At 51.4% G+C, this 25,975-nt stretch carries 26 protein-coding genes; 18 read left to right on the top strand and 8 right to left on the bottom strand.

The window, feature by feature from the left end:
- Window positions 1–6: 6 nt before the first annotated feature.
- Both rimO and GTN70_07380 read left to right on the top strand, forming a co-directional pair.
- Window positions 7–1,380: a 30S ribosomal protein S12 methylthiotransferase RimO gene (rimO, locus tag GTN70_07385; protein NIO16807.1), complete on the top strand. Its 1,374-nt coding sequence runs from the start codon at window positions 7–9 to the stop codon at window positions 1,378–1,380.
- A 47-nt stretch (window positions 1,381–1,427) separates the two neighbouring features.
- Window positions 1,428–1,838, top strand: a complete 411-nt coding sequence (locus tag GTN70_07380) for a TraR/DksA family transcriptional regulator (GenBank protein ID NIO16806.1) — start codon at window positions 1,428–1,430, stop codon at window positions 1,836–1,838.
- Window positions 1,839–1,905: 67 nt separating this feature from the next.
- Here the strand turns inward: GTN70_07380 and mltG are convergent, their stop codons facing one another.
- A complete protein-coding gene (gene mltG / locus GTN70_07375; GenBank protein NIO16805.1) occupies window positions 1,906–2,970 on the bottom strand; it encodes an endolytic transglycosylase MltG in 1,065 nt (354 codons plus the stop codon).
- On the bottom strand, window positions 2,948–3,388 hold the full coding sequence (ruvX, locus tag GTN70_07370) for a Holliday junction resolvase RuvX (GenBank protein ID NIO16804.1): 441 nt from the start codon (window positions 3,386–3,388) through the stop codon (window positions 2,948–2,950). The genes mltG and ruvX overlap by 23 nt, the downstream gene beginning before the upstream one ends.
- Window positions 3,389–3,546: 158 nt before the next feature.
- Between ruvX and GTN70_07365 the strand changes: the two genes are divergently transcribed.
- Entirely contained in the window at window positions 3,547–4,548 is a 1,002-nt protein-coding gene (locus GTN70_07365; protein ID NIO16803.1) for a hypothetical protein, read from the top strand.
- On the top strand, window positions 4,535–5,110 hold the full coding sequence (locus tag GTN70_07360) for a hypothetical protein (GenBank protein ID NIO16802.1): 576 nt from the start codon (window positions 4,535–4,537) through the stop codon (window positions 5,108–5,110). Before GTN70_07365 ends, GTN70_07360 begins: the two co-directional genes overlap by 14 nt.
- Here GTN70_07360 and GTN70_07355 read toward each other — a convergent pair.
- Complete coding sequence (locus tag GTN70_07355; GenBank protein ID NIO16801.1) at window positions 5,093–6,469, bottom strand: HD domain-containing protein; 1,377 nt, start codon at window positions 6,467–6,469, stop codon at window positions 5,093–5,095. The genes GTN70_07360 and GTN70_07355 overlap by 18 nt on opposite strands.
- Window positions 6,450–7,961 carry a hypothetical protein gene (locus GTN70_07350; protein NIO16800.1) on the bottom strand — a complete coding sequence of 504 codons (1,512 nt, stop codon included), beginning with the start codon at window positions 7,959–7,961 and terminating at the stop codon, window positions 6,450–6,452. The genes GTN70_07355 and GTN70_07350 overlap by 20 nt, the downstream gene beginning before the upstream one ends.
- A 221-nt stretch (window positions 7,962–8,182) precedes the next feature.
- On the opposite strand from GTN70_07350, the gene GTN70_07345 reads away from it, so the two are divergent.
- Genes GTN70_07345 through alaS form a run of 7 tightly spaced genes read left to right on the top strand, consistent with a single transcriptional unit; the run spans window position 8,183 to window position 15,228 of the window.
- Entirely contained in the window at window positions 8,183–8,662 is a 480-nt protein-coding gene (locus GTN70_07345) for a phosphatidylglycerophosphatase A (GenBank protein NIO16799.1), read from the top strand.
- Entirely contained in the window at window positions 8,663–9,355 is a 693-nt protein-coding gene (locus GTN70_07340) for a nicotinamide-nucleotide amidohydrolase family protein (GenBank protein ID NIO16798.1), read from the top strand. It abuts the gene before it with no gap.
- Window positions 9,352–9,891: an RNA 2',3'-cyclic phosphodiesterase gene (thpR, locus tag GTN70_07335; GenBank protein ID NIO16797.1), complete on the top strand. Its 540-nt coding sequence runs from the start codon at window positions 9,352–9,354 to the stop codon at window positions 9,889–9,891. Before GTN70_07340 ends, thpR begins: the two co-directional genes overlap by 4 nt.
- Before the next feature lie 58 nt (window positions 9,892–9,949).
- Window positions 9,950–10,981 carry a recombinase RecA gene (recA, locus tag GTN70_07330; GenBank protein NIO16796.1) on the top strand — a complete coding sequence of 344 codons (1,032 nt, stop codon included), beginning with the start codon at window positions 9,950–9,952 and terminating at the stop codon, window positions 10,979–10,981.
- Between the two features lie 8 nt (window positions 10,982–10,989).
- Window positions 10,990–12,120, top strand: a complete 1,131-nt coding sequence (locus tag GTN70_07325) for a PilT/PilU family type 4a pilus ATPase (protein NIO16795.1) — start codon at window positions 10,990–10,992, stop codon at window positions 12,118–12,120.
- Between the two features lie 20 nt (window positions 12,121–12,140).
- A complete protein-coding gene (locus tag GTN70_07320; GenBank protein NIO16794.1) occupies window positions 12,141–12,611 on the top strand; it encodes a hypothetical protein in 471 nt (156 codons plus the stop codon).
- Window positions 12,592–15,228 (top strand): alanine--tRNA ligase, encoded by a 2,637-nt coding sequence (alaS, locus tag GTN70_07315; GenBank protein ID NIO16793.1) that lies wholly within the window; start codon window positions 12,592–12,594, stop codon window positions 15,226–15,228. The genes GTN70_07320 and alaS overlap by 20 nt, the downstream gene beginning before the upstream one ends.
- 14 nt (window positions 15,229–15,242) lie before the next feature.
- Here the strand turns inward: alaS and GTN70_07310 are convergent, their stop codons facing one another.
- Both GTN70_07310 and GTN70_07305 read right to left on the bottom strand, forming a co-directional pair.
- Window positions 15,243–15,947: a tetratricopeptide repeat protein gene (locus GTN70_07310; protein ID NIO16792.1), complete on the bottom strand. Its 705-nt coding sequence runs from the start codon at window positions 15,945–15,947 to the stop codon at window positions 15,243–15,245.
- On the bottom strand, window positions 15,944–16,696 hold the full coding sequence (locus GTN70_07305; GenBank protein ID NIO16791.1) for a tetratricopeptide repeat protein: 753 nt from the start codon (window positions 16,694–16,696) through the stop codon (window positions 15,944–15,946). Before GTN70_07305 ends, GTN70_07310 begins: the two co-directional genes overlap by 4 nt.
- Before the next feature lie 235 nt (window positions 16,697–16,931).
- Here GTN70_07305 and GTN70_07300 point away from each other — a divergent pair, with 235 nt between their 5' ends.
- From GTN70_07300 to GTN70_07290, 3 genes are all read left to right on the top strand, one after another.
- Window positions 16,932–17,573, top strand: a complete 642-nt coding sequence (locus GTN70_07300; protein ID NIO16790.1) for a CerR family C-terminal domain-containing protein — start codon at window positions 16,932–16,934, stop codon at window positions 17,571–17,573.
- Between the two features lie 124 nt (window positions 17,574–17,697).
- Window positions 17,698–18,153: a D-tyrosyl-tRNA(Tyr) deacylase gene (locus tag GTN70_07295; GenBank protein NIO16789.1), complete on the top strand. Its 456-nt coding sequence runs from the start codon at window positions 17,698–17,700 to the stop codon at window positions 18,151–18,153.
- Window positions 18,154–18,170: 17 nt separating this feature from the next.
- Complete coding sequence (locus tag GTN70_07290) at window positions 18,171–19,661, top strand: leucyl aminopeptidase (GenBank protein ID NIO16788.1); 1,491 nt, start codon at window positions 18,171–18,173, stop codon at window positions 19,659–19,661.
- 69 nt (window positions 19,662–19,730) lie between these two features.
- Here GTN70_07290 and GTN70_07285 read toward each other — a convergent pair whose 3' ends face one another.
- Window positions 19,731–20,429 carry a DUF2064 domain-containing protein gene (locus GTN70_07285; GenBank protein ID NIO16787.1) on the bottom strand — a complete coding sequence of 233 codons (699 nt, stop codon included), beginning with the start codon at window positions 20,427–20,429 and terminating at the stop codon, window positions 19,731–19,733.
- Between the two features lie 233 nt (window positions 20,430–20,662).
- Here GTN70_07285 and GTN70_07280 point away from each other — a divergent pair, with 233 nt between their 5' ends.
- Both GTN70_07280 and GTN70_07275 read left to right on the top strand, forming a co-directional pair.
- Window positions 20,663–21,541, top strand: coding sequence for an ATP phosphoribosyltransferase (locus GTN70_07280; GenBank protein NIO16786.1), 879 nt, complete (start codon window positions 20,663–20,665; stop codon window positions 21,539–21,541).
- Complete coding sequence (locus GTN70_07275) at window positions 21,538–22,380, top strand: TIGR02757 family protein (GenBank protein ID NIO16785.1); 843 nt, start codon at window positions 21,538–21,540, stop codon at window positions 22,378–22,380. The genes GTN70_07280 and GTN70_07275 overlap by 4 nt, the downstream gene beginning before the upstream one ends.
- Here the strand turns inward: GTN70_07275 and GTN70_07270 are convergent.
- The gene (locus GTN70_07270) at window positions 22,366–23,352 is read right to left on the bottom strand and encodes a methyltransferase domain-containing protein (GenBank protein ID NIO16784.1); all 987 of its coding nucleotides are present in this window, start codon (window positions 23,350–23,352) and stop codon (window positions 22,366–22,368) included. The two genes, GTN70_07275 and GTN70_07270, sit on opposite strands and share 15 nt — an antisense overlap.
- Window positions 23,353–23,444: 92 nt before the next feature.
- Between GTN70_07270 and GTN70_07265 the strand changes: the two genes are divergently transcribed.
- Together GTN70_07265 and GTN70_07260 are read left to right on the top strand one after the other, a co-directional pair.
- On the top strand, window positions 23,445–24,998 hold the full coding sequence (locus tag GTN70_07265; GenBank protein ID NIO16783.1) for a PilT/PilU family type 4a pilus ATPase: 1,554 nt from the start codon (window positions 23,445–23,447) through the stop codon (window positions 24,996–24,998).
- A gap of 176 nt (window positions 24,999–25,174) precedes the next feature.
- Entirely contained in the window at window positions 25,175–25,975 is an 801-nt protein-coding gene (locus GTN70_07260) for a fructose-bisphosphate aldolase (protein ID NIO16782.1), read from the top strand.

Here is a 25,975-nt window from a genome sequence, read left to right as displayed (position 1 = left end):
GAGCCAATGAGCGTATTGGTTAAAGACAGGGTGTTTCGTGTCGGCTTGGTGCATCTGGGGTGCGCAAAAAATATGGTCGATACCGAGGTGATGGAGACCGTCCTTGCCAGGCGGGGTGTTTCACTGAGGAAAAGGGGCTTCCTCGATGCCGTGATCATAAATACCTGTGGATTCATCGATGCAGCCAAGGAGGAATCGCTCGGCGAAATTTTCAGGTTCGTGGAGCTCAAGAGGAAGGGAAAGGTTGGAAAAATTCTCGTTGGAGGCTGTCTCTCGCAGAGGTACATGGTTGAGCTTGAAATGGAAATCCCCGAGATCGATAAATGTTTCAAAATAACAGACGTGGGCAGAATAGACGAAATTTTAATGGACGTGATGGGGGTCGGACGGGGGGGGATGGGTATTGAAGAAAAAACCGACCTGGAGGATCTGTATATCGAGAGAATCAGAGGGAAAGGACGGGCCTGGAGATATTTGAAAATAACAGATGGCTGTTCAAACCACTGCTCTTATTGCACCATTCCCGATATAAGGGGACCCCTTGCAAGCAGGGAGACGAAGAGAATTGTCTCTGAATTTCGCGCAATGATACAGAAGGGGGTTTCCGAGGTCAACCTGGTTGGTCAGGATATCGGCTCTTTTGGAAAGGACGGCGCCCGGGGTTTTATCCTCGAAAACTTGCTCGAAGAGCTTTCCTGCCATGCATCGGGCGACATCTGGTTGAGGCTGCTCTACCTTCATCCGGCCCGTATCACGGAAAAACTCGTGAAGATCATCCGGGAGAGCCCGCTTGTACTCAACTATCTCGATATTCCCATTCAACATGGAAGCACCAGAATTCTGGAAAGGATGAACAGGGGCTATACGCGGGAATACCTCTACGAACTCTTTGCCATGCTCCGGACAAACCTGGATGACCTCGTCCTTCGAACGACGGTCATGGTGGGTTTCCCGGGAGAGGGTCTGAATGATTTTGAATTGCTGCTTCGACTCATCGAGGACGTGGGATTTGAACGGCTCGGTGGGTTCACCTATTCAAGGGAGGAAGGGACACCTGCCTGGGGAATGGTTCCGAAGGTGAAAAAAAATGTTGCAATCTCCCGACTGGAAGAGCTCATCACGGTTCAGTCCCGCATATCCTTTGAGAAGAATAAAAGGTACCTGGGGAAAAAAGCAAAGGTTCTCGTGGATGCCGTTAGCAGACGTGAGGCCACGCTGACAGGAAGATATTACGGCCAGGCACCCGAGGTGGATGGTTTCGTGACGGCAGAATACACGCGGCCCGTCAAGGAGGGGGAATTTGTTACGGTGAAGATTGACAGTTGTGACCATTATGACCTCTCCGGGACAGTTATCAATGAAAAAGAGATTGACTTTTAAGGTGAAAAGGGTATATTTTTTGAACCTTGTGATGTCAACGCAGGAGGATGTCGATGAAATCGATGAAAGAGGTCCTCGTTAAAATGCGCGACGAGCTTATCCGTGATATCACGTGGAGGCTCAAAGAGACGAGCAAGAACATAAACGAGGATATCGGAGATGACGTTGACTCCTGTTTCCAGGAAAGAGCGAGGGAGTTCGACCTTCTCCTCTCCAAGAGGGAGAAAGAGAAACTCCGTTTGATAGAGGAGGCCCTCGAAAAAATTGACGAGGGAAGTTACGGAGTTTGTGAGGAGTGCGGCGCCAAGATACCGAAGGGGCGTCTTAAGGTTATGCCATTTGCCCTCTATTGTGTCGACTGCAAGGAAATGATCGAAAAAGAGGAAAAAACCTGGACAGAGGAACCCGAAGAGACATTGAGGAAGATTTCCATAGTCGATTTCGAAGAGGAAGAATAGGAAGGCCCACTGCTCCCGCCTGCTGTGGGGCGATCCCCGCGGCTATCAACCGATCCATGGACGATAACTACTTTTTTCTCGAACCTTTCGTAAATTTCTGATAACGGTTCACCGCATTAATGTGCTCCCGCAGTGTTCGCGAGAAGTGGTGGGACCCATCGTTTTTTGAGACGAAGTAGAGGTATGTTGTCTCAGACGGATTCAGGGTCGCTTTTATGGAAGCCAGGCCTGGATTTGAAATCGGTCCCGGGGGCAAACCCCTCCTCACGTACGTGTTGAAATCGTGATCGGTCGAGAGGTCTTTTTTCGTCAACTTCCCGTCCCATTTTTTCAGGCCGTAAATGACCGTCGGATCCATCTGAAGGCGCATGTTTTTTTTCAGCCGCCGATATATTATGGAGGCGATGATCGGTTTTTCCCTGTCAAGGGAGGTCTCCTTCTCAACTATCGATGCTATGGTGATCAGATCGTCGACTGTAATTCCCAGCTTTTTCCTTTTCTCGTCCATATCCTCGGGGTAGGCCTTGCGAAAACGGTTGATCATCATGTCTATTATGGCTTTTTCATCCATACCGCGCGTGAAGACGTAGGTATCGGGGAAGAGATATCCCTCGAGAGACCGGGAGTCGATCCCGTATTGCCTTGCTACTTCCTTTGAGCCGGCAAGGGCAAGAAACCTCTCCTTTTGTGCTATTTTATACGAGTCGAGAAGGGAGCTTATGTTGTAGATGCTGCTCCCTTCAGGGACCGTGATGTAGTATTTTGCTACGAGCCCGAGGACGAGCTTTTTCAGCACGAAGAGGGGTTTCTGGGGGGTAGGGATTATATATTCACCTGCCTTTATCTTTTTTGTGCTGAAAGTTACATGGGCAAGGAGGTTGAAAAAGGTTTTGGAGCTGATTATTCCCTCCCTGTAGAGATCATCGACTACCGACCTGAAAGGCGTGCCCTTCTCGATATAAATTTTCTTGGCTGAAAAATTTTCAGCGGCAGGAGTCGAATAGAGGTAGGCGACGAACAGGATAGAGGTAATGATCACATAGGCGCAAATCGCGACGAGGAACAGTTCGGCAACTCTTCTCAAGGTTGGTTTTTCCAACCCCGCTTTTTCATCCATCTCTCGATTCTGCATCAAGGAAACTCTGGAGAATTATGGTTGCCGCGAGCTGGTCGATTACCTTTTTTCTCTTCTTTCGCCTCACATTGTCCCTGATCATCTCTTTTTCTGCGAAAACGGTCGATAGGCGTTCATCCCAGGTCTCGATTTCCACCCCCTCGAGGGCAACTTTCAACTTTTCGATAAATTGGAAAACATCCATAGCGCTCTGTCCGGCTTCCCCTGAAAGTTCCAGGGGCAAGCCCATGATCACTTTTTTGATGCCATAAGTTGCTACGAGATCATGAATTTTCTCTATATCCAGCTCTTCGGTCTCTCTTTCCATAACGGAGTGAGGCTGAGCAATGGTAGCTGTGGGGTCGGAAATTGCAATTCCAATCTTTTTCTTCCCATAGTCCAAACAAAGCCGCCTTCCTGCCGTTTTTTTACCCATAATAAATCACTCTATGGTAGCACAGGGGGAAAAGTCGACGAAGGGAGATATTTGCCGCCGTTCGAGCAAAACATCGGGCTCAACAGGGAGCATTCTTTCCCCCGCAATGAATTCTCAATTCTTGACATAAGATGCGTAAATTGTATCAAATATCCTCAATGGCCGGAAAAATTTGTCCTTGGCAGTCGATTGAGGGAGTACGCGTCGGAAGCGCCGTTTCTGAGAGCGGGCTCACAGGGACCTCAGTTCTTCTTTTTCCCCACGGTGCGGTGGGTTCAGCTGAAGCGCGGGGTTTTGCAACGGGTACCCGGCAGATGGATTCTCTCTCCCTGACACACACGGTGGAAAAAATTTTTGGACTTGTCGTTTCCGGGGGTTCCGTTTTCGGCCTCGCTGCGGCATCGGCTGTTGTGCGCGAGCTCAATGAGCGAAATATCGGGTTGTTCACGGGAACAACGAGTATCCCTGTTGTTCCGACCGCGGTTATCTACGACCTGTCATTCAAAGAAAATGTGGGTATGGACTACCATGACCTGGGGAGAAAAGCTGTTGCCGATGCACTTTCTGATGAAGGAAGAAATAACCTGGAGGGAGCCGGTGCCGGGGCTTCGGTAGGCAAGATTCTCGGGATCGAGAGTGCGACCAAGACCACAAAAGGCATTGGACTTCGCCTGGCGGACGAGGGCTATGCTATCGGTTCGATGATGGTACTCAATGCCTTTGGTGATGTATACGACAAAAGCGGTGAAATAATTGCCGGGGTTCGGTTGTCCGGGAAAAGCGGGTACGGGAATACGAGGAAGATGTTCCTGGAGGGCTACACGAGGAAGCCCTTTGGAGGGATGGATAGCACAACCATAACGGTGGTGGTGACAGACGCTTTGCTCGAGAAAAAGGAGCATTACATCGTGGCGTCGCAACTCAATAACTTCCTCTCATCGCATATACGCCCGTATGGGTCGATCTTTGACGGGGATATCGTTTTTTCCCTGTCTACGGGGAAGAAGAAAAGGGTTGAAAATCTTATGAAATTCATTGCAATGACGGAAGAAGTTACGTATGAATCGCTCACTTCTGCCGTCTTTTCGGCAAAATCCAGAGGAGGGTTGCCCTGCGCCAGGGAAATAACCGGAAGAGGAGGAAACATTGGAGGAAATTGAAAGAATTTTACATGCGCTTGTCAATGATAAGGTGGCTCCGGTGAAAGAAGAGGCTTCGATTGCTCTCGGCAGGCTTGCCGCCAGAAAAAACTTCCCTGAGTTCATGGGTGTCTTGAGCTCTGGAAAGCCGGAGGAGAGGCTCAGGGTGGTTTACGCAGCGGAGGAGATGGGCGGGGAGGAGGGGTTGAAGCTTCTCATGAAGGCCGTGGGGGACGCAGCCGACGATGTGCGGGGAGCGGCGATCAGGATCCTCGAAAACTATCCGAGGGGTGCAGTACTGAAGGCCCTGGTGGACCGTTTACCCCTGGAAAAAGGTTACGTGCTCGGTAATGTGATAAGCGTCCTTGGAAACTCGGGAAGAAGGGAGCTCGGCCCCGTGCTGATGAATTTCATAAACCACCCCGATACCGAGATACAGGCGAGAACGATTGAAGCCCTCGGCCGGATAGGTTCTTCCGATGCGTTGGGTGAAATCATGAGCAAGGCGGAATCGGAAAGCCCATCGGTGCGAAAAGCAGTAGCCTTCGCCCTCGGCGCGATCCCGTTAAGCCACGGATCTTGATGGGTTGGCATTTTCGAGGAGAGGGTTGACTGTCGTGACTATGTTCCTCTTATATTTCCCGGTGGTGGGGTCTTTCTCTGAAAGGTCAAGGTGAACGGGAAATTCGAGCTGCTTCCCCTCTGAGTCCGTCAGTACGATGACCTTTGGCCTTGTCGAATCCTCTACGTTCTGAGCAGATACGACTGCTGCCTCGTTTGTGTCAAGGCGCACCATTGTTCCGATGGGATAGATTCCCAGTATTTTTATCAGGACTTTTACCATGGCCGGGTCCAGGGATTTTCCGGCCATTTTCGTCATTACCTCGAGCGATTCTTTCGGGGGTCTCGGTTTCTGATAGGTCCTCAGCGTTGAGAGGGCGTCGTAGCAGTCTGCGATGCTAACTATCTGGCTGTAAGGTTCCATCGTGTATCTGGGTTCGGTGTGGGGATACCCGGAAAGATCGTATCCCATGTGGTGTTCCCTTACTATTTTTCCCGATACGGGATTGATGAACTCCATTTCTGAAAGGATCCTGTATCCTTCATCGGGGTGTTTCTTTATTTCTTCAAATTCCTCTATCGTCAGCGTCGAAGGTTTCCTGATCAGGTCGAGAGCGAGCTGGGTTTTTCCCACATCGTGGAGAAGGCCGGCAACTCCTATGTCCACCTTTTCCGTATCGGATAAAGAGAGGGACTCGGCTATTGCAAGAGAGATGACGGACACGTTCACAGAGTGGGTGTATGTGTATTCATCGTAGTTCTTTATCATGGTGAGGGCCAGCATGGCGTCCTTATTCCTCGTGAGCATGCTCGATATGTCCTGGACCACCTTTCTCGATTCCTTTCCCGAAGGTATCTTGCCGAGGCGAATATCATTCAGCACCGCCGTTACCGCGGAGAGGGCATTCTGGTAGATCTCCTTTGCCATCGACAGATCATCTTCTTCCTCTTCTTTTTCGATGGTGACAATGACGATCTTCGTTATCCCCCTCTCCCTGAAAAGAGTTTTTACCTTCCTGTCGGTCAATTTGATGCCCCGGTTTTCGTGGAGAAGGGAAATCGCACCTTCCACCTCGTCCCTTTTGAGCCCCCTGTGAAAAATCATTGCCTCTATTCCGCAGTCCCTGAGGGATTCGATAAAGAGCTCAAGAGACGATGTGAGCTTGTAGATGGGAGTTCCCTCGAAAACGAGAGTGTCATCGACGATAGCAAGCACAAGCTCCCCGAGCTCTTCGAGCAGGGAACTGATGAGGTCGAATGCCTGGGTTATCGACTTCTTAACGAGGGGATGGTCTTTCGGATACAGCCCCAGGCTTTTGAGGCTGCCCCCGAGTACTTTCGTTATTTCCCTTATTTTTTCATCAAGTTCCAGCCTTTCCATCATCCAACCTCTGTAATGATTTGGATGCTTCCCGCTTACATATGATATCGGAACTTCGGGATAACTTTTCAAGCACTTCTCTTGCTTTTTCTGATTTTACCCTCCCTATGCCCTGCACGGCGGCGCTTTTTAGCTCCTTCATCCTCTTGGGCTTGAAGAGAGGATTGTAGGTTGCGATTTTCTCCAGGGCCGAAACAGCCCTGTTTGTGCCGATATTTTTCAAAGACTCGATGATTTCCAACGAAACTCGATACTCCGGATAAATGAACTTTTTTTTATGGAATCTCTCCTCGAGGATTTGGACGGCCTTATCGTCTTTTTTTCTTCCCAGGGACGAGACGGCTATTGTCGTGATGTTTTCGTCACTGTCGAAACAGCATCCCCCCAGGGCAGTGGTCGCGTCTGGGCTCGGGTTTTTCGAAAGGGCCTTTATCGCTTCTTTTTTTACCCGTATATCTTTGTTCTGAAGGGTACTTGCTATGTAAGAGGCCACCTCTTCGTTTTCTATTCCGCCAAGTATGGTAACCATGTTTCGCACAACGTACCATCGCTCATCATTGAGATACTTGATGATATATGGAACTGCCGGATCCCCCATCTTTGTTATCAGCTCTACCATCGCCTTTCGCACGATAATGTTTTTTTCTTCCGTGAGCGCAATGAGCAACTTGGCCACACCAACTTCTCCGAGTACCATCAGAACCGTTTGCGCTTCCATCCTTTCCTGCAACGATTTGCTGCCGAATTTCTTTACGTAGAGATCGATTATGTCATCGTTTGTGACCTCGAGAATACCGCCAGCGGCGAGATCGGCCATTACTCTGTCCTCTCCCGGGGGGTATTCTATGTGATGCGCATATATCTTTATTGCCTTTTCCGCGTAAAGGAGCAGCTGGTTTTTGATCAATTCATTAATTCTTCTCGAAATTCGCTGAACGAGGTCCCTGTAAAGATCGGACACCGTCGTTTGCCGGAGGGATTTGAGAAGCGTTTCTATGTCCTCCTCTTCGATGTCCACCTCGCTTTCCGCGGGGGACTTATCGATCACGACAAACTCCTCCTCCTGGGCCTTGTGCTCCTGCTCCTTTTTGAGTTCCTCCATGAGTTTGTCGTACTCCACCTTGTTTATCCATATCCTGGCAATTCTTTTACCGATGAGTATCCTCTGCAGCCCTCCCTTTTTCAGGATCTCATCGGGGTCTACGTTTACCGCTTCCAAAAAATTCATCATTTCCAGTGGTGTTGTTCCGGGAAGGATGATGAGTTTTTTCGTTCTGTTGACGAAAAGGGCATTGCGAAAGTCCGACACGGCCTCGTGTCTTTCGGAAAGCTTCTGCTCGTCTATCAGGAGGTCCGTCTTGCTCACGGAAATTTCGAGCCCCTTTTCCGGTGGGGGGATTGCATCGAATGATTCACAGATTTTTTGTAAAATTGCATTGAGCGAGGGATGGTTTTCCGGGTAGAAAGCGACTGCCTTTAAACCCTTCGACATTTCCGTGACTGCTTTAACTATCTTTTCAAGCCGAGGATCGCCGAGATTGTTTTTCAAAATTGCCTCGATTGAAACCGGGTTTGAGCATATCAGAAATATTCTATTTTTATAATTCTTTGAAAGTCAATAATTTATAATTGACTTCGCCCTGTTTTGCAGGGGATATTACCGCTATAATAGGGTACTTTCGGGTTCTTTCCGTATCCCCGGGGAGCTTTTTTATGGACAAGGAAAAAGGTCTGTTTCTCACATGCTCCGAATTGGTCGCCCGGGGGTTCTATACAGGAAATATTCCCCTCATCCCGGGTACTTTCGGTTCCTGTGTCGGTTTTGCCATATGGTATTTCGTGACCGATTTCCTCCTTTACTGGGGACTTTTTGCCATTATTCTTTTTTTCTCCATCCCGGGGATAAAATCGGTGGTTGTAGAAACGGGGTTCAAAGACCCCTCATACGTTGTCGTCGATGAGATCCTTGGCTTCATGGTTGCAGGAGGCATTTTCGAGAGGGATCTTTTGACAGGGGTGAGCCTGTTTATCCTCTTTAGGTTATTTGATATTCTTAAACCATGGCCCGCTTCCTGGGCAAACAGAGAGGAGGGGGTGCAGTTTATCATTCTCGATGACCTGATCGCAGGCATGTATGCCGCAATTATCCACTATTTTCTTATCGTGAAGATTCTCATTCCTTTCTGGAGGTAGATGTTGGGAACGCTGAAGGTGAAATTCTTTATCGCAACGGCAGATCTTTTAGAGAAAATCAGGGGATACTACCGGGCAAGGAATATGTATGTAGCTGATGTAAGAGGAAATTATTTCGAGTATCTGTTCGAAATCAAGGATATTTCCGAAAAAGATTCTGAATTTATGATACCCCCGTTTGCCGCCTCTCATTTTGCGGGTACGGGGGAAAGCATCATGGAGGAATACCTCAAGGAAATTGCCGTCGGAAGGGGTGTGACGGTGTCGGTTGCCGAATCGTGCTCGGGAGGTCAGGTTGCGGACAGAATTACGAATGTCCCCGGCAGTTCAAACTATTTTATCGGGTCCGTCGTTGCCTACAGTAACCAAATGAAGGTTTCTCAGTTGGGCGTATCGGAGGGGGCTATCAGGGATTTCGGCGCGGTCAGCGCCGTCGTTGCAGAGGAGATGGCAGGCGGGATAGCGGGAATTACCGGTTCGGATTATGCACTTTCGATTACGGGGGTTGCCGGGCCCGAGGGCGGGACGGAGGAAAAACCGGTCGGGACGGTCTGGTTCGGTATCGTGACTCCTTTTGGCCGGGAGAGGAAGCGCATACAGTTTGCCGGCACGAGACAGGAGATAAAACGCAAGGTGTCCTCTTTTGCGATTTTCAATCTGATGAAGGCAATAAGAAGCGGAGGCAATCTGTGAGGTTGTTCACCGGAATACCGATACCCGGTGATATCCGGGAAGATATAGCTGCCTTTATTGCCGACGCGCCTGTTAACATGAAAGGGGTTAAGTGGGTGGGAAAAAATAATTTTCACATAACCCTGAAATTTTTCGGAGAGGTGGAGGGAGATATCGTTTCTTCAATAATCGAGGGGCTTTTGGAATCGGCTGCCGGGAAAGAGCCGTTTCTCATTTCCCTCTCCTCGGTCGGGGCTTTTCCCTCGTTGAAATATCCCCGGGTTTACTGGATAGGGGTGGAAAAAGGAAGCGAAATGGTAAAAAATTTGCATGATGATATCCAGAGGGAAATGCGGAAGTTAGGGTTTGCTGCAGAAGGCAGGAGGTTTCATCCCCACTGCACCATCGGGAGGGTGAGAAAATTTGCCAGGGATATACAGTTTGCCCCGGAAAAAAGCTCTTTTGGCGAATTCGTGGCAAAGAATTTCTGCCTCTACAAAAGTACCATTTTAAAGAGTGGGCCGATATACGATATAATCGAGACGATAGAATTATGAGAGGATAGTTATTAACTTCTCTTAATTTACCGATAAAAATAATATGGCGGAGGTAGCCATGGATCCTAATAGAAAAAAAGCACTCGATATTGCCCTCTCTTCCATAGAGAGACAGTACGGTAAGGGCTCCATCATGCGCCTGGGGGAGCAGGGAAGTGTTCAGGAGGTCCCGGCAATACCCACCGGTTCCATTTCTCTCGATATAGCCCTGGGAATCGGCGGGATCCCCCGTGGGAGGATTACCGAGATTTTCGGTCCCGAGATGTCCGGTAAGACCACGCTTGCCCTCCACATACTCGCTGAATCGCAGAAAATGTCGGGTGTTGCGGCATTCATCGATGCGGAACATGCCCTGGATGTTCACTATGCAGGCAAGCTCGGGGTGAATACCGATGACCTGATTATTTCCCAGCCGGATTCAGGCGAACAGGCTCTCGACATCGTGGAGACACTCGTCCGCAGCGGGGCGGTCGACCTGGTCGTCATAGACTCGGTTGCCGCGCTCGTTCCCAGAGCTGAACTCGAAGGCGAGATGGGTGACGCACACATGGGTCTCCAGGCCAGGCTCATGTCCCAGGCGTTGAGGAAGCTAACGGCTACCATCAGCAAGTCGCACACGGCGGTCATATTTATCAATCAGACGAGGATGAAAATAGGCGTGATGTTCGGAAATCCCGAGACCACCACGGGCGGGATGGCCCTCAAGTTTTACTCGTCTCTGAGGATCGATATCAGGCGAATAGCGCAAATCAAGGTTGGAAACGAGGTGATCGGGAACAGGACGAGGGCGAAGATCGTGAAAAACAAGCTTGCACCCCCATTCAGAGACGTAGAGTTCGATATCCTCTACGGAGAGGGAATATCCAGGGAAGGCGATCTGATAGATCTTGCAACCAACCTCGAAATAGTGGAGAAGAGCGGGTCCTGGTATTCTTTCCAGAGTGAAAAAATAGGGCAGGGAAAGGAAAACGCGAGGGGGTTTTTGAAACAGCATCCGGACCTGAAGGAGAGCATAGAGAGAGAGGTGCGGGAAAAAACGGGCCTGAGTGTTGCCGAGGTAAGACAAAATAATGAAGAAAAGGGAGTGTGAACATGTCCCTGAACCTAAATGAAATATTGAAAGTTGCCGTAAAAAACAAGGCTTCAGATGTCCACCTGAAGGTGGGCCTGCCTCCTGTCCTTCGTGTCAATGGTAGGCTCGTCCCCCTGAAAATGGATTACCGGCTGAAGCAGGAAGATCTCATGGGTATCACGAACATGGTGCTGAGCGATGCTCAGAAGGAAAGATTCAGGGAGATGAGAGAACTCGACGTGGCGTACAGCGTTTCTGGACTCGGCCGTTTTCGGGCGAACATATTCATGCAGAGAGGTACTCTCGGCGTTGCGCTGCGAGTTGTTCCCGGGGGGGTCCTTTCCTTCGAGGAGTTGAATCTTCCGGAAATCCTCGAAAAGGTCGCTTCAGAATCAAGGGGGCTCATTCTCTGCACGGGAACCACGGGGAGCGGAAAATCGACCACTCTCGCATCGATTATCGAGTACATAAACAATCACCGGACCTGCCACATAATTACGATAGAAGACCCCATCGAGTTTCTCCTGAAGGACAAAAAGAGCATAATCACCCAGAGAGAAGTAGAGGTTGACACCCCCAACTTCGCCGCAGCCCTGAAGAGCGCTCTCAGGCAGGACCCGGATGTGATACTCGTCGGTGAAATGAGAGATTACGAAACGATCGAGACTGCGCTGGTTGCGGCTGAGACGGGCCATCTCGTCCTCAGCACGCTGCACACGCTGGATGCGGCGGAGACTATCAACCGTATCATAACGGTCTTCCCGCCCTACCAGCAGAAGCAGATCAGGCTGCAGCTTTCTTCGATACTCAAATCAATCATATCCCAGCGCCTGGTGATGCGCACTGACGGTGAAGGGAGGGTACCTGCTGTGGAAATCCTCCTCAATACGGCTCGCATAAGGGAGTATATCGAAGACAAGGAAAAGACGAAAAAGATACGGGATGCCATTGCCGAAGGGTTTACCACGTATGGAATGCAGACCTTCGACCAGTCCCTCATGAACCTCTACAGAAAAGATTTGGTAACCCTTGATGAGGCTATGCGCCAGGCTACCAATCCTGAAGATTTTGCCCTTCGGGTAAAAGGTGTGACGAGCAGTTCCGACCTCACCTGGGACGAGTTTGATAGGGTTGATGGTGATGACGACAGTTCTTGACGATGGACCCAAGAGACTGCTTGAAAGAATCGCTCAGGATCGTCTCCATCAGACAGTATTCCGTTTCAGAGGTGCGGCGGAAGCTCCTGCAAAAAGGGTTTGACGGGGTCCTCGTCGAGGAAGCGATTCGCAGGCTCAAGGAATTCGGATACCTTAATGACAGGGAGCTTGCCAGAACCCTCATCGGCTTTAAATTCAAATCTTCGGGATACGGCAGGAGGAAGATCCGGGAATATCTCGCGAGGAGGAAAATCCCGGAGGATATAATTAACGGGGAGTTGTCAAAGGCTCTAACCAGGGACAGGTCGGTAGAAAGAGGCGTGGAGCTGTTGACGAGGAAGCAGGAACGGGGAAAGAGGGATATTCTTGACAACAGAAGGAGGGTGTTTGGATTTCTCGCGGCCAGAGGGTTTGACCCTGGCGAATGTGCGGATATAATTTCTGAATACGAGAGAAAGACGAGGGCTGAAAATGACGGGGAAGGAAGTTAGAGAAAGGTTTTTGAAGTATTTTGAGAAACATGGGCACAGGATACTTCCCAGTTCTTCTCTCGTTCCCGGGAAGGACCCATCCCTGCTCTTCACCAACGCCGGCATGGTGCAGTTCAAGGGTGCGTTTCTCGGTCTTGAGAATGTGGGGACGAAGAGGGCTGTTACCTCTCAGAAATGCCTGAGGGTTTCCGGGAAGCATAACGACCTGGAAAATGTGGGCTACACGGCGAGGCATCACACATTTTTCGAAATGCTCGGAAACTTTTCCTTTGGCGATTATTTCAAGAAAGAGGCCATTTTTTACGGCTGGGACTTTCTCGTGAGGGACCTCGGCCTGGAACCCGATCGTCTTTACGTTTCTGTTTTCAGGGATGATGATGAGGCCTACGATATGTGGAACAGGGATATGGGCTTACCGGAAGAGAGAATTTTCAGGTTCGGTGAAGAGGACAACTTCTGGGCCATGGGAGAGACGGGTCCCTGCGGACCCTGTTCCGAAATTATTTATGATCAGGGAGAAGATGTGGGATGTGGGAGACCCTCCTGCACCGTTGGTTGTGACTGTGACAGGTATCTCGAGATATGGAACCTTGTCTTCATGCAGTTTAACAGGGACGAGGGGGGCAACCTGCAGCCGCTGCCGAAGCCGAGCATCGACACCGGGATGGGACTCGAGCGGGTAACAGTGGCCATGCAGGGGGTGAAGAGCAATTATGACACAGATTTCTTCACCGGCCTCATTGGGAAAATAGCCGGGATGGCGGGGATCGAATACGGATCAGACAAAGCTTTAGATGCTGCAATGAGAGTCATTGCCGATCACGGAAGGGCAACGGCATTTCTGATAGCCGATGGGGTCTTGCCTGCAAACGAGGGGAGGGGATACGTCCTGCGGAGGATTATGCGCAGGGCTCTGCGCCACGGTAAAAAGCTGGGTTTTGTAAAGCCTTTTTTACATGGTGTCGCCGAGCAGGTGATCGAGGAGATGAAGGAGCAGTACCCTGAGCTTTCGGCAAACAGAGAGTTCATCGGGAAAGTGGTTGTCAATGAGGAGGCGCGGTTTCTTGCGACCCTCGATGGAGGACTGAAGATATTCGAGGAAGAGGCGAGAAAAAGCGTGATGCGGGGCGAGAAGGTCTTCAAGGGCAGTGTTGCCTTCAAGCTTTACGATACCTACGGCTTCCCCCTTGACCTGACCCAGGATATCTGCCGGGAAAGGGGTCTCACGGTCGATACGGAAGAGTTCGACACTGAGATGGAGAAGCAGAGAGAAAGGGCAAGGCAGGCGTGGAAGGGTGGGGAGTACGCATCGGATATTTCGGCGTATGTGGAAATTCTGGAAAAGGGATTTGTTACGGAATTTACCGGGTATAATTTTACCTCCGATACCGGTGAGATCGCAGGAATCGTGCGCGGGCAGGAGTCGGTGGAGCAGGCGGGTGAGGGGGATGAGGTCGAAATAGTCACCAACAGGACTCCGTTCTACGCCGAGGCCGGCGGGCAGATAGGTGACAGGGGCAGAATATCGGCAGCGGAGGGGGAGGTTGAAATCGAGGAAACGTTCTACGCTGCCGAGAATATCATTGGACACAGGGGAACGGTGACCTCCGGTATCGTATCTGTCGGGGACAGGGCCACCCTGACGGTGGATGAAGACCGCCGGCGCAGGATCCGGGCAAACCACACGGCGACACATATTCTCCAGGCGGCTTTGAGAAACGTTCTCGGCGACCATGTGAGACAGGCGGGGTCCTATGTCGGTCCCGATAAACTGAGGTTTGACTACACCCATTTCGATCAGGTCTCGCCGGTCCAGAGAAACCACGTCGAGGAGTACGTGAACAGGGTCATTTTTCAGGGCAGAGATGTATCCTGGGAGCTGTTGCCGTACGACGTAGCGCTGACGAAGGGCGCGGTGGCTATCTTCGGGGAGAAGTACGGCGATATCGTCAGGATGGTAAAGGTGGACGCGGTGAGCGCCGAGCTCTGCGGTGGGACTCATGCGGCGAACACGGGAGAACTGGGTGTGTTCGTGCTCATTGAAGAGAGGGCCCTGGCCTCGGGTGTTCGAAGAATGGAGGCTTTGACGGGTGTTGAGGCCGTCACCTATCTCAACGGTATCCGCAGGATCCTCGATAACACCGCTCACCTTCTGGCCGTTGCGCCGGGGGAAGTCGACGGAAGGGTGGAAAAGCTTCTCTCCGATATGAAAAGGCTCGAGAAGGAGAAAGAGGATATCAGGAAAAAGGCCATCAAAGGAGGTCTCGCCGGCGGTGAGTTAACGGTGGAGGAGCTTGCAGGGGTACAGTTCGCGTATCGGTTTTTTGAGGAAGTGGATGTAAAAATATTAAGGGAAGTCATGGACGAGCTGAAGGGGAAGGTAAAAAGAGGGGTGATCGTCCTTGGAACGCAAATGGAAGGGAAAAGTACCGTTCTCGTGGGAGTGGCGAAGGAGGTTTCTCCACGGGTCGACGCGAGAAAAATTGTTGACGAGATTTCCCGCTCCGTTGGAGGAAAGGGAGGCGGGAGGGCCGACCTTGCGCAGACCGGCTCCTCCGACAACCGTTTGTTACAGATCGCCGTTGAAAAGGCCCGGGAATACCTGGAACGGATCTGATGCCGGGGCTGGAACTAATCCCTTCCCTTCGGTATCGACTTGAGGTAGAGGTGGGCGAGCCTGTTTGTAGGCTCGATGGTCAGTGATTTTTCCCAGAACGCTCTCGCTTCTGCAACGTCCCCCTCGACGTAATTGATTATGCCGATGCCAAGCAGCGCAGGAACAAAGGCGGGCTTCTCTTTGAGTATTTCTTCGAGCACCTCTTTGGCTTCGGCAAAGTCTCCCTTTTCCCTGAGGGCACCTGCATACTCCAGCTTTACATCGATGTACTCGGGAGCGATCTCGAGGGCTTTTTTGAAATAGAACACGGCATCTTCGTATCGGTTTATGGACATGGAAACCCTGCCGAGTTCCCGGTGAAGGTTCGCCATGCGCGGTTTTACGATCGTATCGGATATTACCGTCTTTTTTCCCGATACGGCGTCGATCGCTTTGTTGAAGGCCTCTTTTGCTTCCCGGTATTTTCCCGTGTCGTTTAGCGTTATCGAGAGGCCAAGAAGGGCCTCGACATATTCCGCGTTTAGCTTGAGCGCCTCCCTGAAATAGTGTATCGCCCTGTTTATTTCACCCAGGGAGTGGCAGGTGAGTCCGAGGGTGTAGTACACGTCGGGGTATTTTGCTCCCTTGTCGATAGCGTTTATGAGAATCCTCTCTGCGGCTTCGTAATCTTTTTCCTCGAAGGTTTTTTTCCCCAGCGTGACAAGGGCGTGTTTATTCATCGTCCTGCTCCTTTGATTTCCTCTCTGATATTGTCTGTCTCATCGCTCTCCGGATAGTTCCTCTCCATGAATTCAAGGAGCTTCAGCGCTTCATCTCTCTTTTCCTCAGCCAGGTATGTCTCAGCGAGCAAACTCACTATTTCAGGGGCTGTGCCGGTATCGGCATATTTTTCAAAAGCCATTTTGAGTCTCTTTTCGGCGCTCAAAAACTTTTTCGTCTTGAAATAAAACCGCGCAACCAGCAATTCATGTTTCGCGAGGGTGTCCTTCAGAGCGCTTATCCTCTCCCGGGCCTCCTTTGCTGATGCGCTTTCGGGATACTTGGTGACAATCTGGGAGTATGTGCCGATTGCGCTTTCGGTAAAGCTCTGGTCTCTTCCCGGTTTTTCCTTGTCCCTTTCCGTGTTTTTTCCCTTCAAGAAAAGAGCCTCCGGGATCAGCTCGCTGTCGGGGTAAAGGCGCATGAAATCATCGAGGGCTACCTCTGCCTCGACGTTCTGTTCGTCCAGGTGATACGCCTTCCCGATATCGAAATATGCTTTCTCGAGCAGGGGGGAGGACGGGTGGTCGTTTATCATATTCTTTAGCACCTCTATTGCATCCCGGTAATCTTCCTCCTCAATGAGGCTTTCCGCAGCCCGAAGAGTCACGGTATCCTCTGTTTTCTCTCTCACTTTCCCTGTCTGGCACCCAGAGATGCAAGCTGCGAGAAAAAAGCCGCAAACTATGCCCACCGCTGTTTTGCACATTGGTTGGAAGCACTTGGTCCGGTTTTAATGGTTTGATTATAGGGTAAAAAGAAGTCTCGAAAAAGCAAAAGTTGGATGGGGGTCTCAGACAGCTGGCCAGACAATTTATTTGGAAGCGCCTTTCCCGGTCTTTCCGCAACTGACGGATGTATGCGCTGTTTTGGAGTTTTTCGTCTTGACAGAGGAAAAGGACATAATATAAGGTGAACTCAGTTTTTCAATCGCTTGATTAATTATGACGACACGAAAGAAAAGAAACAGATCTCCAGAAGAGGTCAGGCAGAAAATACTCGTTGCTGCAGAGGAACTCTTTGCCGAGAAAGGATTTGCGGCAACTTCAATCAGGGAAATAGCCGCCAGGGCAGACGTCAACAGTGCCATGATCTACTATTACTTCGACGACAAGCAGGGGCTCTACAGGAGCATCATAGATCTCTGCTCGAATGAAACCTACAGGATGCTCCTTCGGGCATTCAAGGGAAAAAGAGACCCTTCTGAGCAGTTGAGGGAGTTCTGCATTGAATATGCAAGGGCCCACTACCTCAACAGGGATATCGTAAAAATAATGCACAGGGAGATGTTTGCAGATGACGGGCATTTGAGCGACTTTGTCAGCCTCTACTTCAGAAAGAGCCTCGACACCGTTCGTGACATCCTCGAGCGGGGCATCGACACCGGGCGGTTCAGAGAAGTTGACATCGAATTGACGGCGGCAACGCTGTTCGGCCTCATACTCTTTATCTTCCTCACGGAACCGGTCGTCGCATCTTTGAGGAAGCAAGAAGCCCTCGATGAGGCCGCGGTAGTGGGTATAACGGGGGAGCTCATAGATATTTTCCTTGCCGGCATCGTAAAACAACACCATCAGGCAAAATAATCGATTGTTTAAAAAAGCGGGAAGCCATGCCGGTTCTTTCAGATATCAAGCGATGTTTGCTCTTTTTTTCGTATAAACGGCTTTGATCAATAAGATGCCTGTGTGATCTGTGACGGAGGCCTGGTTGCGGGCAGTCATCCAGAGAGTCCTGCGGGCGAAGATAACCGCTGGCGGCAGGGAAGTCGCTGCAATCTCCAGGGGGATCCTGGTATTTCTCGCCGTGCAGAGGGGCGATGGCGAGGCTGATGTCGAATACATCTCCCGCAAGATTTTCAGCCTTAGAATTTTCCCGTCGGAAGATGGAAAAAAGGAGAGCGAACTCTCCGTTTTCGATGTGGGCGGCGAGATCTGCCTCGTTCCCCAATTTACCCTTGCAGGGGATGCGAGAAAGGGGAACAGGCCCTCCTACTCAGACGCGGAGGAGCCGGAGATCGCCCGGAAACTCTTCTCGATGGTACTGGCGGCCCTTGAAAGAAAGGGGCACAGTGTCGTCTCGGGGGCATTCCGGGAACACATGCAGGTGGAAATAATAAATGACGGCCCGTACACGGTAATGCTGGATTCGAAAAAAAAATTTTAGCGAAGGAGATAGGCGATATGAAGATCACGGTTATCTCGGATCATATCCGGGGGGTTGCTGCAGATATCCTTGCAGTCGGCCTCTTTGAAGGAACGAAGAGGCTGCTTGGTGTCACGAAGATAGTCGATGAAATAATCGGGGGCGCTATCGCCCGGGCCGTCAAAAGGGGTGAACTGAAAGGCAAATTCGGCGAAACCATGGTCTTTTTGTCGGAGGGCAGACTTGCATCGGACCGCGTCGTTGTGGTCGGACTCGGTTCAAAGGAGAAATTCTCTCTGGACAGGGCCAGACACCTTTCGCTGTACCCGGTGAAGATCGCCAAGAGTCTCAAGAAAAAACACCTTGCCACGGTGCTGCCCGGTGACGGTGAGGGCGGCTTTGATGTGAGGGATCTATCCAGGTTCCTGACCCTCGGGTATCTCCTTTCCAACTATTCTTACGACAGGTTCAGGGAAGAGAAGGCACATCGTCTGGATCGGCTGACCATTGTCGATGAGAAGGGTGGATCCGCGAAAGAAATAAACAGGGGCGTTTTCGAGGCCAGAGGAACAGCCGCGGGAGTCAATTATGCCCGGGACCTCGTCAATACCCCCCCCGTTTACCTCCGGCCCGATGACCTTGCGAAGGAAGCGGCGAAGCTCTCAGTGGGGAAGGTCAGGGTAAGAGTTTACAATGAGAGGGAGATAAAGAAGATGGGGATGAGGGGTCTGTATGCGGTCGGGATGGGCTCGCCGTCTCCACCCCGCCTTATCGTGGCGAACTACCGGGGGGGCAGGGTAAAAGATAAGCCACTGGCAGTCATCGGGAAGGGGGTGACCTTCGATACCGGGGGGATTTCCCTGAAAAAATGGGAAGGTATGGACAAGATGAAATACGATATGGCGGGAGCCGCTGCGGCACTGGGGGTACTCAAGGCTATCTCTTCTCTGGGAGTGAAAAAGAATGTTCTCGTTGTGGTGCCCGTTGCGGAAAACATGCCGTCGGGAACCGCCTACAGGCCGGGCGATGTTATCAAGATGATGTCGGGAAAAACCGTCGAGGTTCTAACCACCGACGCAGAGGGAAGACTGATCCTTGCCGATGCAATTCACTTTGCCAGGACAAAGTTCGGTGCGAAAGCCATCATCGACATTGCTACCCTGACCGGGGCCTGTGTGGTTGCTCTCGGAGGTATCTCCATGGGTATGATGGGAAATGACCGGGGCCTGCTCGACAAATTTGCGGAGGCATCGAAACAAAGCGGGGAGAGGTCATGGGAACTTCCTCTTTTTGAGGAGTATGGCGAGCAAATCAAGAGTGAAGTTGCCGACATCAAGAACCTGGGAGGTCCCGAAGCGGGAGCGATAACCGCCGGTTACTTTCTCAGCCATTTCGTCGGTGACGCTCCCTGGGTGCACCTGGACATAGCGGGGGTGGCCTGGAGGGACAAAGAAAATATGGGGTATATGCCCGGTGCAACCGGTGCCGGTGTGAGGCTGGTGACAGAGCTTGTCAAGTCATATGATTAGAGGGCCGGATTGAAGTGCGGAAGTTTTTAAGAGAGTGCCATTCGCCGAAAAATGGCATCGAGACGAGAGCTATGTTTCGGGCTCGATGAGCCGGCCCAGATGGGTGTGGAGCTTCATCGCCGCCCGGGAGAATCTTGTCCGGGATATGTCATCCCCCCGGTTTTTACCGATAAAGTTGATGTGCTTTCCGATGTCGCCGGCGGTGTCTATGTCGAAGAGCTTTTCCGTCAGGGCGTAGGATAGTTTTTCCGCTTTCAGGTTTGAAACTGTTTTCCTGAGCACCCTGTCCGTTGACCAGGGAATCCCGAGAAACGGGAGGGGGGTAAATTTATTCAAGCCGATGAGGTAGTAGCCGCCGTCTTCACAGGGGCCAAGGACCACATCCGCCCTCGAGAGCATGGATACGGAATTGATAATTGTCGAAGCCTTCAGGAGAGGGATGTCTGTCCCCACGATTACCGTGGGAAGTCCGGTTTGCGCCATGACGAGTTTTACCGCCCGCAGCATTTTTTCTCCGAGGTCACGGCCGGACTGAGGAAAGATTGTTATCCCCGAGCCGTGGAATCTATCAAAGTACCGGGAGTTTTCCGGTTCGATAAAGAGGTATTTTTTTGCCCCCTTGAGGGAGATTAAAACATCCATGGTGTCCGATAGCATCGCCTCGTAGAGATTTGCGCCGACGTGAGGGGTGAAGGGAGGTGTAAGGCGGGTTTTTACCCTGCCGGGAACAGGTTCCTTGGCCATGGCCAGAACAGAGAAATGATGCAATGTAAAGCCCTCTCTCGCAAAGATTTTTTGATTATCGACTATGGAAATTATAGATTAAGTTGCCAGAATAGAAAGGGATAATGTGATATGGTTGGTGGTAATGAGCTTCCCTGGCCGGCTGTCTTCTCTTGGGGATCAGGTTTGGAGGGTTTTGGGATAGAATAAAAGCAGTTTATTTTCAGGAAGAGGTGCGATATCATCGTTTACCTTGACTATCAATGGGGTCTGACAGCATGGATAAAAAAATTCTGAGACTCGGTTTGCCGAAGGGATCCCTGCAGGAATCCACCCTGAAGATCTTCAAGAAGGCCGGGTTCAATATCTCCGTCGGTCCCAGGTCTTACATACCCGCGATAGACGACCCTGAAATAACAGGCCTTCTGATCAGGGCACAGGAAATGGCGCGCTATGTTCAGGACGGGATCCTGGATGTGGGTCTTACCGGCAGGGATTGGGTCCTGGAACAGCGATCCAGGGTCAAAGAAGTGTGCGAACTCAATTACGCAAAGGGAGGTCTGCGGCCCGTCCGCTGGGTTATTGCAGTTCCGGAAGGATCAAAGATTCGGAGGGTCGAAGACCTTCAGGGGAAGAGAATTGCCACCGAACTTGTCAACGTTACAAAGAGATATCTCCGGGAGAGGGGTGTCAGCGCCCTCGTGGAGTTTTCCTGGGGGGCAACGGAGGTGAAGGCGCCGGTGCTTGCAGATGCCATTGTGGAGGTAACCGAAACGGGTTCTACGCTGAAGGCGAACAAATTGAAAATAATCGAGACCATCCTCGAGTCCAAGACGCTGCTCATCGCAAACAGGCAGTCCATGAAAGATCCCTGGAAAAGGACCAAGATCGGCAAGGTAGCCCTTCTTTTAAACGGTGCCCTGAATGCAGAGGAGAATGTGGGGCTGAAGATGAACGTGCAGAAAAAGAACCTCCCTACCATACTGGAGGTGCTCCCATCTCTTCAGAGCCCCACCGTATCGGCTCAGACAGATGATCGATGGGTCAGCCTCGAGGTCATCGTAAACGAGAGGACGGTAAGGGACCTGATTCCCGAACTCGTGGAGAAGGGCGCCACCGGCATCGTTGAATATCCGTTGAACAAGGTCATTCCTTGAAAGACCACGAGGAAAAGATCGCCCATCTTCTGGATTCTGTCTTCGCAAAGTATGGAAACTCATACCTCGACACAGACCCCGTCGGCCTGGTTCACAGGTTTTCCTCGGAGGAGGATATCGAGGTGGTGGGTTTTTTCGCAGCCCTTCTCGCTTTCGGGAACGTTCTCCAGATCAAAAGGTCTATAGAAGCCCTTCTCGAGATACTGGGCCCTCACCCCGCAGGTTTCGTAAAAAATTTCACCTTCAGGAAGAAATCAGCGCTCGACGGTTTCCGGCACCGCTTCGTGGGGGGAGAACAGGTTGCAACCCTTATCCTTTCATTGAGAAAGGTCATAGCGCAGCGAGGGTCGATCAAAAATGCGTTTGTTGATGACTATGCCCCGGGAGACATGGTGGGCAGCTTGAGCCGTTTTATAAGAAACCTGAGAAGGGCGGCTGGCGGAAGGGGGGATTTGCTGAAATTTCTCCTTCCAGACCCGGAAAGGGGAAGTGCCTGCAAGAGGCTCTTCCTCTACCTTCGCTGGATGGTGAGGAGGGATGATGGTGTGGATTTCGGGATCTTTGATTCCGTGAGCCCGGGAGATCTGGTCATCCCCCTCGATACGCACGTTGCCCGGCTGTCCGGGCTTTTCGGTTTTACGCGGAAAAAAATCAGGAACTTATCGATGGCCCTCGAGATAACCGAATTTCTGCGGCGCTTCGACCCTCACGACCCTGTCAAATATGATTTTGCGTTGACCAGGATCGGTATCGTAGAGGGTTGTCGGGGGGTATTCTCCGTGAGCCGCTGCCGCGACTGCCAGGCATGGGAAGTGTGCAGAGCGTTACCCGCACAGTAGCGCCAGGTTGCCCCCCTCTGTTCGCTTTTTGGCTATCTTTTTGATCCCCGAGGCCCCCAGCATCTTCAAGACGTCCCTCTCCGCGTGGACTTTGCCCTTCAGGGTATTTACGAGCATGTTTACCGAGAACAGGGCAGCGTGGGGAGGATGGGTGCCGCTTTTGTCAGAGGTCATGTTGTGGAGCAAAAGCTGCCCTCCCTGTGTGAGCCAGCCTCGTAACCGGGTAAAGAGCGTTACGCACTCTTCTTCGCTCAGGCTGTGGATGATGTTCGACAGAATGACCAGGTCGTACTTCCTGCCGGGGTCGGTTGAAAAGAAGTTTCCTTCGATGAAGCGTATTTTTCTCAGCTCCTCCCTGTTTTCTGCCCGGATGATTCGTTTTGCCTCCCGAACCATTTCGGGAAGGTCGAGCACGTCCACCCTTTCCGTGGGGGCTCTTTCCATGACGGAGAGAGCGTACCTTCCCGTGCATCCTCCCACGTCGAGGATCGAGTTGACGAAGGAGAAGTCAAAGAGAAGGGCGATCTCCCTTCCAACAGTGGTCCCTCCCTGGTGCATCGCGAGAGCAAAGTTAAAGAGAGAATGCCGGCCTGTCTTGTATTTCAAAACGGCGAAACCCTTCTGCGGCTTCCCCTTTTTCATGACCGACGGAAGGTCGCCCCACGATTCCCACATATCCATGTTGTGGAGGACGAAGCCCGTGAGGGGCTCATCCCCGTCATCCACCAGGTGTTTCCTCCCAAAAGAGCTGTTCCGATACGCCTTTTGCCGCTTTTCGATGAGACCGAGCCCTGTGAGGGCGTTCAGGAGAATCTCCGTGCCTCTTTTGTCGAGTCTGAGCGAAACGGCTACCTCCCCCGATGACCGGTGGGTGTTGCCCAGGAAATTGAATATGCCAAGATATGTTGCAGTAAAGAGTATCTGGCTTTCCCAGTATCCCCTTAATATGCCGTTAAATTTTTCCCTGTCCATGCAATACCTCTCTCAATTAATGCTTGATAAAACAACTCGCACTATTATAAGTTTATTTCATGTAAGGCGGTGAAGATAGTGGCGGTATATCTATGAAGAAAAAACTCGGCGAAATACTCGTTGAAGCCGGCTTGATTACGGAGCAAGAACTCAATTACGGCCTGAAATCCCAGAGGCAGCTGGGCGGAACAGTTGGCGAAGCCCTCGTGAGGCTTGGATACGTCTCGGAAGAGCAGATCTTGAGTTCCCTTTCAAAACAGCTGTCCATCCCCCATGTAAACCTGCATAAAATTTCAGTCCCCGATGATGTGCTCAAAATCGTAACCTACTCTTTAGTCAAGGAAAAAAAGATCCTTCCGCTGGGATATGAGGGGTCCAAACTCATCGTCGGGATGGTGGACCCGACAGACCTGGAAGTGCTTTCACAGATTGAATTCAAAACGGGAAAGGCGACGAAACAGGTCATCATATCCTCACATCAGTTTGGCGAAGCACTTTTGTACTTCGAAGACAGGGGTTACGGGACGGTTGCCTTCGAGTTGAAAGCGGAGGCGGTGAGAATTACCGAGCCTCTCGGAGAGGATGTGGATAGCCTGCTGGCAACCCTCGTAGAATCAGGGGGACAGGATCTTCACCTATCCGCGGGAGCCATACCAAGCATTAGAGTCGATAATGAGCTGAAACGACTTAACTTTCCTGCTCTCTCTCCGGGACAGATGGAAAACATGGTATCCACGATCCTCACCCCTTCGCAGAAAGAGAGGTTCGAAGAGACCTTTGAGCTCGATTTTGCCTATTCCCTGGAAGGGGTGGGCAGATTCAGGTGCAACCTTTACAAGCAGAGGGGATCGATCGCATTTATTTCCCGACACGTGGTGGAGGAGGTTCCGCATGCCGAAGAGCTCGGACTCCCCGGCTTTGTCCACGAGTATGCCCTCAAACTGAGCGGGCTGATTCTCATCGTGGGGCCGAATGGTCATGGAAAGTCCACCACGCTGGCATGTATGGTCGATATCATCAACAGGGAGCGGAAGGCAAATATCATCACCATAGAGGATCCCATCGAGTACACCCATAAACACAAGAACTCGAATGTCAACCAGCGCGAGGTCGGCACCGACACCAGATCTTTCGCCGATGGCCTGAAGCACATCTTCAGGCAGAACCCGGACGTGATAGTGATCGGGGAGCTCCGGGACTTCGAGAGCATATCTATCGCGCTGACAGCGGCAGAGACGGGCCACCTCGTTATGGGGACGCTCCACTCAAACAATGCCGTCTCCGCGGTGGACAGAGTATTGGATATATTCCCCCCAAATCAACAGCAGCAGGTGCGGGCCCAGTTTGCCGATAGCTTCCAGCTCGTTTTTTCGCAGCGCCTGATAAAGAGAGCAGATGGTGCGGGGAGGGTTCTTGCGTGGGAGAAAATGGCTACCAGCCCCCGGGTCAGGAATTCCATACGGGAGGGAAAGACCCATTTTCTCAAGAACATGATGCATACAAACCTCGAGGAGCTCGTGAGCATCGACTGGACAATTGCAGAGCTCGTCGCCGCCGGGAAGGTTCGGTACGAAGAGGCGATAAAGCTTTCCGATGACCTGAATTATTTCAACGATCTGTTGAAATTAAGGGGCGTTTACCGGTGAGGGGAAGATTGTTTCGAACATGCTTTGCAACAGGGTCAAAAGTGCGGTGGAACTCCTTGTGGCTCCATACACTGTTGTGAACCTCCTGTGGCTTTTGGTCTCTTTGACCTCGACACACAAGCCACCGGGGCCAAAAACCGGTGGTTTTTTTATTGAGGAAATTCTGGAGGCGGGAAATGATAGGTAAAAGGGTTCGGCTGGAAAGGATTATCGACAGAAATACCGGGAAAACCGTTATCGTGCCTCTGGACCACGGACTCACGGTGGGTCCGATAGATGGCCTGGTCGATGTTTCCCGGGCGGCCAATTTGATTGCCGAGGGGGGAGCGAATGCAGCGGTCGTTCACCGGGGCGGGGCGATGTTCGGCCACCGGGGGTATGGCAAAGACCTAGGACTCATCATCCACCTTTCTGCTTCCACGAACCTTGCCCCGGATGCGAACAGAAAAATCCTCGTGGCAACGACAGAAGACGCTATACGGCTTGGTGCCGACGCAGTATCCATCCACATTAATCTGGGTGCCGACGACGAAGCTGAAATGTTATCCGATTTCGGCAGGGTATCATCGTCCTGCCAGCTGTGGGGAATGCCGCTCCTGGCGATGATGTACACGAGGGGGCCAAAAATTTCGAATCAGTACGACCATAAATATGTCAAGCACGCCGCGAGAGTCGCTGCCGAGATGGGTGCCGATATCGTAAAGGTTCCCTACACCGGCTCGGCCGAGACATTCAGTGAGGTTGTAAAGGGGTGCGCAATCCCGATCGTTATTGCGGGGGGCGAGAAAATGAGCAGTGATTTTGAGGTGCTGAAGATGGTTCAGGAGGCAATAGCTGCGGGTGGGGCAGGTGTTTCCATCGGGAGAAACGTCTTCCAGCACGACATGCCGACGGAAATGATGAGAGCAATTTCAGAGATCGTGCACAACGGCAGGCCCGCCGAGGAGGCAATGAAGTTCCTTAAAAAGGGAGTTTGA

The organism is Deltaproteobacteria bacterium (assembly GCA_011773515.1).
In the GTDB taxonomy this organism is placed as follows: domain Bacteria; phylum Desulfobacterota; class Deferrimicrobia; order J040; family J040; genus WVXK01.
This window is presented reverse-complemented; position numbering and strand designations above follow the sequence as displayed.